At 62.5% G+C, this 12,350-nt stretch carries 10 protein-coding genes; 7 read left to right on the top strand and 3 right to left on the bottom strand.

All coding sequences use genetic code 11. From position 1 onward, the window contains the following. Nucleotides 1–16 precede the first annotated feature (16 nt). Complete coding sequence (locus LB577_RS20675; RefSeq protein ID WP_224688108.1) at nucleotides 17–1,006, bottom strand: GlxA family transcriptional regulator; 990 nt, start codon at nucleotides 1,004–1,006, stop codon at nucleotides 17–19. A 129-nt stretch (nucleotides 1,007–1,135) separates the two neighbouring features. On the opposite strand from LB577_RS20675, the gene LB577_RS20670 reads away from it, so the two are divergent. From LB577_RS20670 to LB577_RS20645, 6 genes are all read left to right on the top strand, one after another. After that, entirely contained in the window at nucleotides 1,136–2,389 is a 1,254-nt protein-coding gene (locus tag LB577_RS20670) for a sarcosine oxidase subunit beta family protein (RefSeq protein WP_224688107.1), read from the top strand. A 10-nt stretch (nucleotides 2,390–2,399) separates the two neighbouring features. After that, nucleotides 2,400–2,702: a sarcosine oxidase subunit delta gene (locus tag LB577_RS20665; protein ID WP_224688106.1), complete on the top strand. Its 303-nt coding sequence runs from the start codon at nucleotides 2,400–2,402 to the stop codon at nucleotides 2,700–2,702. Then, entirely contained in the window at nucleotides 2,699–5,698 is a 3,000-nt protein-coding gene (locus tag LB577_RS20660; RefSeq protein WP_224688105.1) for a sarcosine oxidase subunit alpha, read from the top strand. Before LB577_RS20665 ends, LB577_RS20660 begins: the two co-directional genes overlap by 4 nt. 10 nt (nucleotides 5,699–5,708) lie before the next feature. Continuing rightward, complete coding sequence (locus LB577_RS20655) at nucleotides 5,709–6,269, top strand: sarcosine oxidase subunit gamma (protein WP_224688104.1); 561 nt, start codon at nucleotides 5,709–5,711, stop codon at nucleotides 6,267–6,269. 17 nt (nucleotides 6,270–6,286) lie between these two features. After that, nucleotides 6,287–7,561: a serine hydroxymethyltransferase gene (glyA, locus tag LB577_RS20650; protein ID WP_224688103.1), complete on the top strand. Its 1,275-nt coding sequence runs from the start codon at nucleotides 6,287–6,289 to the stop codon at nucleotides 7,559–7,561. A gap of 88 nt (nucleotides 7,562–7,649) precedes the next feature. After that, complete coding sequence (locus LB577_RS20645) at nucleotides 7,650–9,047, top strand: L-serine ammonia-lyase (protein WP_224688102.1); 1,398 nt, start codon at nucleotides 7,650–7,652, stop codon at nucleotides 9,045–9,047. A 208-nt stretch (nucleotides 9,048–9,255) separates the two neighbouring features. Here LB577_RS20645 and xth read toward each other — a convergent pair whose 3' ends face one another. Beyond that, nucleotides 9,256–10,032, bottom strand: a complete 777-nt coding sequence (gene xth, locus LB577_RS20640; protein ID WP_224688101.1) for an exodeoxyribonuclease III — start codon at nucleotides 10,030–10,032, stop codon at nucleotides 9,256–9,258. A 19-nt stretch (nucleotides 10,033–10,051) separates the two neighbouring features. Next, nucleotides 10,052–10,234, bottom strand: coding sequence for a DUF3606 domain-containing protein (locus LB577_RS20635; protein ID WP_224688100.1), 183 nt, complete (start codon nucleotides 10,232–10,234; stop codon nucleotides 10,052–10,054). Nucleotides 10,235–10,364: 130 nt separating this feature from the next. On the opposite strand from LB577_RS20635, the gene ligD reads away from it, so the two are divergent. Next, nucleotides 10,365–12,302, top strand: coding sequence for a DNA ligase D (gene ligD, locus LB577_RS20630; RefSeq protein ID WP_224688099.1), 1,938 nt, complete (start codon nucleotides 10,365–10,367; stop codon nucleotides 12,300–12,302). Nucleotides 12,303–12,350 lie beyond the last annotated feature (48 nt).

Genomic DNA, 12,350 nt, shown 5'->3' with positions numbered 1-12,350 from the left:
CCCGAAGCTCCTTTCCCTAAGCGTGGCTTCGAAATACAGCAGGCGTCACGCCGCGGCGCTCGCGGAAGGCGCGGATAAAGTGAGACGAATCGCAGAAGCCGGTCGAGTTGGCGATTTCCGTTACCGAACCCTGCGAGTTTTTGAGTAGGAACTCGGCATGTTCAAGACGCATGATCTTGTAGGCCAGCATTGGCGCAATGCCGATCGTCCGCTGGAAATGACGCTCGATCTGGCGCCGATTGGCGCCAAGCCGCCGGGCGAGTTCACTAACCGAGACCGGCGTGTCGATGGTCTGCTGCATCAGGAGTAGTGCCTTCTTCACCATCGGATCGTCAGTGTGCAGGTCGAGCGGCATCCCTGGCTGAGGCGTCTCCGCGCGCTCGGCCTCATCGATGATCATGATGTGCAAGCTCTTGCTGGCCTGCGCGCGGCCGACATGCTTGTCGACAAGATAGGCCGCCAGATGCGCAGAACTGACGCCGCCCGAACAAGTCAGCCTGTCGCGGTCGGCCACGAAGATCTGGTCGGAAACTGGCTTCAGTCCGTCGAACTGCTCCAGGAAATCGTCGTGGTGGAACCAGCTGACGCAGCATTTGTAGCCGTCCATCAGCCGGGCGCGGTGAAGCGCGAATGCGCCGGTGCACACACCGACCAGCGGCACCCCGGCTTCTGCCGCCCGGTGCAGGAACCGCACATAGTCCGGATGCAGGTTTTCGATCTCGTCGATCAATCCGCCAACCACCACGACATAGTCGAAGCGGGCCGGGTCGCCCAGGCGCTCCTCGGGCTGGACCGCGATGCCCGAACTGGAGACGATGGGATCCATCGTGGCGGAAAGCACGCGCCAGCCGCACAGGATCGGCCTGCTGCGGTCGCCCTCGTCGGCGGAGAGGCGGAGCACGTCGACGAAATTGGCGAAGGCGCAAAGCGTGAAGCGCCGGGCCAGGATGAAGCCGACTGATAGACGCCGTGGGCCGCCGCGTCTTGGCGCATGTCTCGATTTCATCCGTATTTCCCAGCCCCCGATCCAACACCATCCCATCTGTCGCACGGGTAATACTACTATGACGCAGCTGTTCTGTCCAAGACCGGAAATTGGGCGGATAGTCGCGGCATGTTGAACCCGGGGTAAGTCATGACCCGCTTTTCGTTTTCCGCACTGCTGCGCAACGCCGCGACCGGCAACAAGAATTGGCAGCCGCAATGGCCAGACGCCGAGCCGAAGGCCGAGTACGACGTCGTCATCGTTGGCGCCGGCGGCCATGGATTGGGCGCGGCCTACTATCTCGCCAAGGAGCACGGCATCACCAATGTCGCGGTCATCGACAAGGGCTGGCTCGGTGGCGGCAACACCGGCCGCAACACCACCATCATCCGCTCCAACTACCTATATGACGAGAGCGCCAGGCTGTACGACCACGCACTCGACCTGTGGGAAGGCTTGAGCCAGGAACTCAATTACAACGTCATGTTCTCGCAGCGCGGGGTGATGATGCTGGCGCATTCGGTCCATGACGTGCAGAGCTTCAAGCGCCATATCCATTCCAACCGGCTGAACGGCGTTGACAACGAATGGCTGACGCCCGAACAGGCGAAGGCCTATTGCCCGCCCCTCAACATCGCAAAAGACGCGCGCTATCCGGTGATGGGGGCGGCGCTGCAGCGGCGCGGCGGTGTTGCCCGCCACGACGCGGTCGCCTGGGGCTATGCTAGGGGTGCGGCCGCGCGCGGTGTTGACATAATTCAGAACTGCCCGGTGACGGCGATCCGTCGCGACGTCTTGGGCAAGGTCATCGGCGTCGACACGCCGCGCGGCTTTATCAAGGCAAAGAAGGTGGCCGTGTCAGCTGCTGGTCACACTTCGGTGGTGATGGACACCGCCGGTGTCCGCCTGCCGCTGGAGAGCTTTCCGCTGCAGGCGCTGGTGTCAGAACCAGTCAAGCCAATCTTCCCGTGCGTCGTCATGTCGAACACGGTGCATGCCTATATGAGCCAGTCCGACAAGGGTGAACTGGTCATCGGTTCGGGTACCGACCAATACGTGTCCTACAGCCAGCGCGGCGGCCTGCCGCTGATCGAACACACGGTCGCGGCGATCTGCGAGGTGTTTCCGATCTTCACGCGCATGCGCATGCTGCGCAAATGGGCCGGCATCGTCGATGTCACGCCGGATCGTTCCCCGATCATCGGCAAGACGCCGGTTCCTAGGCTCTACGTCAATTGCGGCTGGGGCACCGGCGGCTTCAAGGCGACGCCGGGCGCGGCCCACATCTTCGCCCACACCATCGCCCGCGACGAGCCGCACCCGATCAACGCGCCCTATACGCTCGAACGCTTCACCAACGGTCGGCTGATCGACGAGGCCGCCGCCGCCGCCGTGGCGCATTGAGGAGAAAACGATGCTTCTTATCCGCTGCCCCTATTGCGAGACCGAACGACCCGAGGTCGAATTCGCCTATGCCGGTGAGGCACATGTTGCCCGCCCGGCCGATCCGTCCGCGCTGACCGATGACGAGTGGAAGAATTTCCTGTTTGTCCGTTCGAATGCGCGCGGCACGCATTTCGAACGCTGGCGTCACGTGCATGGCTGCGGCCGCTTCTTCAATGCCGTGCGCGATACGGTCAGCGATCGGTTCGCCATGACCTACAAGGCCGGGCTGCCGCGCCCGACTGAAACCGAGATTAAGGAAGCGCGTTCATGAACAGCTATCGCGTATCCGGCAAGGGTCGCGTCGATCACAATCGGCCGGTCCGGTTCACGTTCAACGGCGAGACTTTCGAGGGCCGCCAGGGCGACACGCTTGCCTCAGCGTTGTTAGCCAATGGCGTGCATCTCATCGGCCGATCTTTCAAGTATCATCGCCCGCGCGGTTTTCTCTCGGCTGGATCAGAAGAGCCGAACGCGCTGGTTGGGGTCAATCGCGGTGTTGGCCGCGCCGAGCCCAATACACGCGCGACGGTGCTTGAAATCTTCGACGGGCTGAACACGGTCAGCCAGAACCACTGGCCTTCGCTGAAACGCGATGTCGGTGCCATCAACGATCCGCTCTATATGCTGTTTTCGGCGGGCTTCTACTACAAGACCTTCATGTGGCCGAAGTCCTTCTGGAACAAGGTCTACGAACCGTTCATCCGCGGTGCCGCTGGCCTCGGCAAGTCGCCCGCGGTTCCCGATCCCGACACCTATGCCAGCCGCTATGCGCATTGCGACGTGCTGGTGGTCGGCTCAGGTCCTGCTGGTCTTGCGGCAGCTCTAGAAGCGGGAAGGAGCGGCGGCAAGATCATCCTTGTCGACGAGAATTCTGAATTCGGCGGCTCGTTGCTCAGCGAGCCGGATGCTCAGATCAACGGTCTTCCGGCCTGGGATTGGCTAAAACAAACCAACGCGGCGCTCGCTGCGATGAAGAACGTCATATTACTCAACCGCACCACGGCGATCGGATACTACCACCAGAATTTCGTCGGCCTATGCCAGCGCCTGACTGACCACCTTTCCGACCCCCCAGAAGGCGCGCCGCGCGAACGGCTATGGAAGGTGCGCGCAAAGCAGGTCGTATTGGCGCAGGGCTCGATCGAAAAGCCGCTCGTGTTCGACGGTAACGACCGGCCGGGCGTCATGCTGGCCGGCTCGGCGCGGACCTTTCTCAACCGTTACGGCGTCAAGGTTGGCAACCGGCTTGTGATCGTCACCTCGCACGACTCGGCTTGGCTCGCCGCTTTCGATATGGCGCAGGCCGGCGCAAAGGTTGCGGCGATCGTCGACGTCCGCGCAAAGGTTCCAGACGACTTTGTCAAGCGCGCCAAGGCTTTGGGCATCGAAACCCTGTGTGGCTGGACTGTGACTGGAACCAAAGGGCGTCTTCGCGTCAGCTCTGTTCGGGTCAATCCGGTCGCTGTCGGCGGCCAGGTCGGACCGGCCCGGACGATCGCCTGCGACGCGCTGCTGATGTCGGGCGGCTGGACGCCGAGTGTCCATCTGTTTTCCCACACCAAAGGCAAGCTCGACTGGAATGAGGAGCGGCAGATGTTCCTGCCGGGTGCGCGCACCGAAGACAGCCGCTGCGCCGGCGCCGGCAATGGCAACTTCGGTCTGGAAGAGTCCCTGGTGGAAGGCGCTTCGGCGGGAGCCGCGGCTGCTACGGATGCCGGCTTTGGCGCCATCGCCGGGTCCTACGCGGTGGAAGGCGAGGTGCTTTGCGCTGGTGCTAGCAACCGCGAACTGCCGTCGGACAAGAACGCATCCTTTGCCAAGGCCTTTGTCGACTTCCAGAACGATGTGACCGCCAAGGACATCCGCCTTGCCGTCCGCGAAGGGTTCAAGTCGATCGAGCACATCAAGCGCTACACCACCACCGGCATGGCGACCGACCAGGGCAAGACGTCAAATATGAACGGCCTGTCTATCGCGTCGGACGCGGTTAAGCGACCATCGCCGTCGGTCGGGCTGACCACGTTCCGCCCGCCCTACACGCCGACCACCTTTGGCGCCTTCGCCGGCTACAATCGCGGCGACCTGTTCGAGGTGACTCGCAAAACGTCGATCGACAGTTGGGCCGAAGAGAATGGCGCGGCCTACGAGCCGGTGTCGCTCTGGCGGCGCGCCTGGTATTTCCCCAAGCAGGGCGAGGATATGCACCAGGCGGTGGCGCGGGAATGCCGGGCGACGCGCCAGTCGGTCGGCATGTTCGACGCTTCGACGCTCGGCAAGATCGAAATCGTCGGTCCGGATGCGGCCGAGTTCATGAACCGCATGTATACCAACGCCTGGACCAAGCTGGCGCCGGGACGGCTGCGCTATGGCCTGCTGCTCGGCGAGGACGGCTTCATCCGCGACGACGGCGTCATCGGCCGGCTTTCGACGGACCGCTTCCATGTCACCACCACGACGGGCGGCGCGGCGCGGGTGCTCAACATGATGGAGGACTATCTCCAGACCGAATGGCCCGAGCTGAAGGTGTGGCTGACCTCGACGACAGAGCAGTGGGCGGTTATCGCGCTGAACGGTCCGAACGCCCGCAAGCTGCTTGAGCCGCTGGTCGAAGGCATCGACCTCACCAACGAGGCATTCCCGCATATGTCGGTCGCCGAGGGCAAGATCTGCGGCGTACCGACAAGACTGTTCCGCGTCTCCTTCACCGGGGAACTCGGCTTCGAGGTCAACGTGCCGGCGCGGTACGGCCGGGCCGTCTGGGAAGCGCTTTATGACGCCGGCCGCAAATACGGCCTCACACCCTATGGTACGGAGACCATGCACGTGCTGCGCGCCGAGAAGGGCTACATCATCGTCGGCCAGGACACCGACGGTACGGTGACGCCAGACGATGCGAGCCTTGCCTGGGCCATCGGCAAGACCAAGCCGGACTTCGTCGGCAAGCGCTCGCTGACCCGGCCGGATATGCTCCAGACCGACCGCAAGCAATTGGTCGGGCTGCTGACGAGCGATCCCAAAACCGTACTGGAGGAGGGGGCTCAGATCGTCCTCGACCCAAGGCAGCGGGTGCCGATGAAAATGGTCGGTCATGTCACCTCGTCCTACTGGAGCGAGACGCTCGGACGCTCCATCGCGCTTGCCATCGTCGAGGGCGGACGGGCGAAGGAAGGTCAGACCATTCACGTTCCGATGCCGGACATCACCCACCAAGCCGAGATCGTCGGCATGGTGTTCGTCGATCCGGAAAACAAGCGCCTCAACGCCTAGGAGAACCATCATGCTGCAAGAACGCCACTCGCTGATGGGTCACCGCATCTCACTGGCCGAGCGATCCTCCCTCGTCATCCACGACGCCGAGGATTCTTCGCGCTTCAATCTCCGCATCGCGCCGGAAAACCTGGGAGCTGCCTCGAAAGCCTTTGGCTGCGCACTGCCGGCGACGATCGGCGCGACCGCGACTTCGGGTGGCAGGCTGGCGCTTTGCCTTGGTCCGGACGAGTGGCAGTTCTACGCACCTGTCGACGAAAGCCGCGCCATCGAAGCCACCTTCGCCGCGCTCTATGCCAGCTGCCCGCACAGCCTGGTCGATGTCGGCCATCGCGAGATCGGCATCGCCGTCGAAGGTGCTGACGCTGTGCTGGCGCTGCGATCGGCCTGCGCTTTCGACTTCGACACCATGCCTTCGGGCACCGGAACGCGCACCATTTTCGACAAGGCGCAGATCATCTTGATCCGCCACGACGAAAACCGGTTCCGCATTGAGGTCTGGCGCTCTTTCGCCGATCACGTCTGGGGACTGCTGCGGGCAGCCAGCCGCGAAATCGCGCTCGGCATCTGAGAACAAAGGACAAGCAAATGACCGTCCACCAAACAGAGTTGAATGCAACGCTCGGTGACGCTGAGATCGCGGCCTCCATCGGCCGCGAGTTGGATCGACAGATGAACCAGATCGAACTGATTGCGTCCGAAAACATCGTCTCGAACGACGTGCTTCTGGCGCAAGGGTCGGTGCTGACCAACAAATATGCCGAGGGCTATCCGGGCCGCCGCTATTATGGCGGCTGCGAATTCGTCGACGAGGTCGAGACGATTGCCATCGACCGCGCGAAGAAGCTGTTCGGCGCTGGTTTTGCCAATGTCCAACCGCATTCGGGCGCGCAGGCCAACCAAGCGGTGTTCCTGGCGCTGCTCAACCCGGGCGACCGCATTATGGGCATGTCGTTGGCGCATGGGGGGCATCTCACCCACGGCTCGCCAGTGACAATGTCGGGTAAATGGTTCGACGTCGTCAGCTACGAGGTGCGCCTCTCCGACCAGCAGATTGACTACGATATGCTCAGGCACAAAGCACTGGAAACCAGGCCGAAGCTCATCATCGCCGGCGCATCGGCCTATCCACGCGCCATCGACTTTGCGGCTTTCCGCAGAATCTCCGACGAGGTCAGCGCCTATCTTATGGTCGACATGGCGCACTATGCCGGATTGGTCGCTGCCGGCCTCTATCCAGACCCGCTGCCGCATGCCCATGTGGTCACCACCACGACGCACAAGACGCTGCGTGGCCCGCGCGGCGGCATGATCCTGACCAATGACGAGACGCTGGCGAAGAAGTTCAATTCGGCAGTGTTTCCGGGCATTCAGGGCGGCCCGCTGATGCACGTCATCGCCGCCAAGGCGGTGGCCTTCGGCGAAGCCTTGCGACCCGACTTCAAGGCCTATGCCGGACAGGTGGTCGCCAATGCCCGGGCGCTGTGTGAGACGCTGATTTCGGGCGGCCTCGACATTGTTTCGGGCGGCACGGACTGCCACATGGTGCTGGTCGAGTTGAGGCCGAAGGGCGTCAAGGGCCGCGATGCCGAGCAGGCATTGGAGCGTGCCGGACTGACCTGCAACAAGAACTCGATCCCCTTCGATCCGGAAAAGCCGGCTGTCACCTCCGGCGTGCGGCTCGGCACCTCGGCCGGCACGACACGCGGCTTCGGCGATAAGGAATTCCGGCGGATCGGTGCATTGATCCTGTCGGTGATCGATGCACTCGCCGAGGCTGGGCCGGAGGGCAATCGCGCAGTCGAAGAAAAGGTTCTGGCCGAAGTCCGCGACCTCTGCCGCCGTTTTCCTATTTACCAGTAGCGCCAGTTCGATGGCCAAATCTTTCGCGAATGTGCCGTGTCCACCCGGCGCGCCTAATTTCGCCAGCCTGATGGGCCGGAGCAGTCAGATGTTTCTCAGTGTATTCGACATGTTCAAGATCGGCATTGGTCCGTCGTCCTCGCACACGATGGGCCCGATGACCGCAGCGGTCCGCTTCCTGCAATCGCTGAAGAAGCATGCATCAACGGCTGGCGAAACTTCCAAGCCGGCCAGCTTGCGCGTTACGCTCTATGGCTCATTGGCCTTCACCGGCAAGGGCCATGGGACGGATCGTGCCGTGGCGACCGGACTGCTTGGTTACACGCCAGCCGATCTCGACCCGGATGAGGCGGAACCGCGGCTCATGGATTTGCAAGGCACCAAGACGCTGCGGCCTGTCGATCTGCCGCCACTTGCCTTCGATCCGAGCACTGACATCGTGTTCGACTACGGGCCTGCGTTGCCCGGCCATGCCAACGGGCTTCATTTCGAAGCGTTCGACGCCGATACCAGACTTTACTTCGCTGAAACCTTCTACTCGATAGGCGGCGGCTTCGTCGTCACGGCGGCAGAGCGGGGGGCACCTCAGGCGACACCTGCCGGCGAGGTTGCGCGCTGGCCTTATCCGTTCGACACAGCGGCGTCGATGCTGCGCATGGCCAGGGACACTGGCCTTTCGATCGCGGCGATGAAGCGGGCCAACGAGCTCGTGGTGCGCCAGCCGCGCGACCTCAATGAGGGCGTGGCGCGGATCTGGGCGACGATGAGCAACTGCATCGACCGAGGGCTTGCGCTTGACGGCGAACTGCCGGGCGGCCTTCGCGTCAAACGGCGTGCCAAGAAAATCCTTCAGCAACTTGAGCAGGAACGCGGCTCGAACCGCGCTCAACCGCATGTCGCTTCCGATTGGCTCAGCGTCTATGCCATGGCGGTGAACGAGGAGAACGCGGCCGGCGGCAAAGTGGTCACCGCGCCGACCAATGGCGCGGCCGGGGTCGTGCCAGCGGTGCTGCGCTACTATCTTGGCCACTGCGTCGGTGCCGACCCGGCCCGCGTTTCGGAGTTCCTGTTGACCGCGGCCGCGATCGGCGGCCTTATCAAGCACAACGCCTCGATCTCGGGCGCGGAAGCCGGTTGCCAGGGCGAGGTAGGCTCGGCCGCAGCGATGGCCGCCGCAGGACTCTGCGCGGTTCTCGGCGGCACACCGGAGCAGGTGGAGAACGCAGCCGAAATCGCGCTTGAACACCATCTCGGCATGACTTGCGATCCGGTCGCTGGGCTGGTCCAGGTGCCATGCATCGAGCGCAACGGTATCGGGGCGACCAAGGCAGTCGCGGCCGCTTCTCTGGCGCTGCGCGGCGACGGTTCGCATTTCATGCCGCTCGACAATTGCATTGAGGCGATGCGGCAGACCGGCGTAGAAATGAGCATGAAATTCAAGGAAACCAGCCTTGGCGGGCTCGCTGTCAATCTACCCGAGTGTTGAGCGGGACGTGAGACGGTTGACGAACTTAGGTACTGTGCTTCTTCAGCCGCGAGCTGGCAGGTTCTTGGCAACCTCAACGAAATGTCGAACGGACTTGGCCCGGTTGGTGCGCTTCCAGACGAGGACCGTCCGAATACGGAAAATTTCGGACAAGCATGGCACGGGTGAGCCTGCTGGAAGCAATCTGAATTTGCCCGTCAAAATCGCGCTAATCGAGCTCTATCCAAGCCGGCGCATGATCGCTCGGCTTCTCCCACCCTCGCGTCTCAACATCCACCCCGGCACCGCGAAGCTTGGGCGACACCGAGGGACTGACCAGCAGATGGTCCATTCGCAGGCCAGAACTTTTGTCGTAGCCGCCGCCGTAAGAGTGATTCCAATACGTGTAGACCCCCTTTTCGGGATGGATGCGCCTGACCGCGTCGATCCAGCCGTCCTCGAGCATTGCGGCATAGGCTCGCCGGCTCTCGGGGAAGTAAACCGCGTCGCCCAGCCAGCGTCGCGGCACCACGGCATCAATCGGAGTTGGAACGACATTGTAGTCTCCACACAGCACAGTCGGCGCTCCCGCTTCGAGCAGCTCTTGGCCGTAACCGATCAGACGGTCGAACCAGCGCAGCTTGTAGTCGAACTTGGGACCAGGCGCCGGATTCCCATTCGGCAGGTAGAGACAGCCGACAACGAGTCCGTTCACCTCGGCTTCGATGTAGCGGCTGTGAGTGTCATCGGGATCGCCCGGTAGGCCGCGCCGGCGTTCTACCGGGTCTGCCCCTCGAGAAAGAATGGCCACTCCGTTGTAGGATTTCTGGCCGTGCCAGATAGCGCCATACCCTGCCTCCCGGATGGCCTCGGCCGGAAATTTCTCGTCGGACGTTTTCAGTTCCTGGAGGCAGACAATGTCGTAGTTGGTAGCCGTGAGCCATTTGAGGAGCACGGGCAGCCGACCATTGACGCCGTTCACATTGAAGGTGGCGATGCGGACCATCTGCCCTCGCGGCCGCGGCTCACTTCTTGCCGAGCTTGTCCTCGACCTTCTTGCGACTATTGCCGACCGATTTTACGGCCGACTTGACGTCGGCCTTGCTCGACCCTGTCTTGCCCGCAGCGTACTTCACCTCATAGTCCTGCCCGCCAGCGACCTTTGCGCGGTCCTGGCTGCGCCCGCGAGTTGTTTGAGTAGTAGCCATTTCTTCCTCCGTGGATTGCGTTTCAGTCCCCAACAACGCGGCCGGACCCTTCTGGTTCAATCCTTTGACGCAGGGCTTGGAACCGAATCCCAGGCAGTTTATTGAATCCGACCATGTATTCGAATTCCCCATGTCGGCCGTAGAGATCGCCCTAAGCAAAAAGCGCACGCGGCGCAGGGACTCAGAATCTAACCCGAAATACACCCTGCCTCAGTTTCGTCCGTTCCAACTTTGCACGCTGACCGACGACATACCGGTTGGCGCCGATTGGCTCTTCGAGATGAAGTTCGATGGCTATCGTGCGCAGGCCGCGATGTCGGGAGCGGACGTCGTCGTCTACACCCGCAACGGCCACGACTGGACCCGCCAGTTCAAGGTTATCCTGCCGCCGCTTCAGGCACTGACCAGGGGCTCGGCGCTAATCGACGGCGAGATTGTGGCCATCGATAGCCAGGGCCGCACGAACTTCTCAATGCTAAAAACCGGCATTGCCGCGGGCATGCCCCTCAAATTCTACGCCTTCGACCTGCTGGAATTGAATGGCCAAGACCTCTCCACTCTGCCCCTGCTCGAGCGCAAGAAACGGCTTGCGGAACTTTTGGGCGAGAGGGAGCCGGACGACAGCCTGCAGTTTTCCAGCCACATAGCCGACAATGGCAGGAAGGTCTTCGATACGATGTGCGCCGGCGGCCATGAGGGCATTATCGCCAAGCGCGCGGACGGTCGCTATGTCGGAGACCGCACCGCGAGCTGGCTGAAGATCAAGTGCACGAAACGACAGGAGTTCGTGGTCGGAGGCTACCGGCCAAGCGACACCGGCCGGGGCATGGCCTCGCTGATCCTTGGCACCTACGAGAACGGCAAGCTGATTTACCGCGGTCGCGTCGGCACCGGGTTCACCGAAGCGATGCGCAGGTCCATTCTCACGCAGTTGGAGAAGCGGCTTCTGGACAAGCCTGCGTTCGTATCCGTGCCGCGCGACATCGCGCGTCGTGCCAGGTGGGTGAAGCCCGAACTCGTCGCCGAGGTCACATATTCCGAGGTGACGCCCGACGGGAGCCTGCGCCATCCGAGCTTCGAAGGCATGCGCGAAGACAAGCAAGCCGACCAGGTGGTGATGGAAATGCCGAAGACAGTCGTGACCACCGCGACGGCCAACCTCGATCCCGCTATGGGCAAGGAGATCGCCCGTGCGGTTGGCGTGACCCTGACCCATCCCAATAAGCTTATGTATCCAGGCACAGAGGTGACGAAGGCGACGCTCGCCGCATACTACGCCGCCGTCGCCGAGAAGATGTTGCCGCATATCCAGGATCGGCCGCTATCGCTGGTGCGCGACACCGACGGCGACCTGCGGCAGACCTTTTTCCAGAAGCACAAACTGCCCGGCATGCCCAAGGCGATCCATGACGGCCAAGTGGAGAAGATGTCGGGCAAGGAAAGCCGCATCCTGTGGGTCGACGACTTGGCGGGGTTGATCGCCGGTGTCCAAATGAACGTGCTCGAATTCCACGTCTGGGGCAGCCGGCGCCAGCAGCCTGACCTGCCGCACCGCATGATTTTCGACATCGATCCCGACGAGGGCCTGGGCTTCGGCGACGTCAAGCAGGCGGCGCTCGACATTCGCGGCGTACTCGAAGCGCTTGGTTTGCAATCCTGGCCGCTGCTGTCCGGCGGCAAGGGCGTGCATGTCGTCGTTCCGCTCGTTCCCGAAGCGGACTGGGAGGAGGTTAAAAGCTTCTGCCAAGACTTCGCGGAACTGCTGGCCCGCACAGACCCTTCGCGGTTCGTCGCCAACATGAGCAAGGCCAAGCGCAAGGGCCGCATGTTTCTGGACTATCTGCGCAATGGACAAGGCTCCACGGCCATCTGCCCATGGTCGACCCGTGCGCGGGCCGGTGCCTCCTGCGCTGTCCCCGTAACCTGGGAAGAGTTGCCGAAGCTCACACGCGCCAATGCCTTTGACGTTTTTGCCGCTGCGGCGCTGGCTCAAGAGCCAGATGCCTGGCATGGGTATTTCGAGGTCGAGCAGACGCTTACGGACCGTATGCGCAAAGCGGTTCAGTAGCTGACCAGTTCAGTCCGGATCGCATCAAAACAGTCCTAGCTGATCTGC

It is taken from the genome of Mesorhizobium sp. B283B1A (assembly GCF_020165735.1).
Lineage (GTDB): Bacteria > Pseudomonadota > Alphaproteobacteria > Rhizobiales > Rhizobiaceae > Mesorhizobium > Mesorhizobium opportunistum.
The sequence above is the reverse complement of the archived record's forward strand: the minus strand, read 5'-3'. Positions and strand labels throughout refer to the sequence as shown.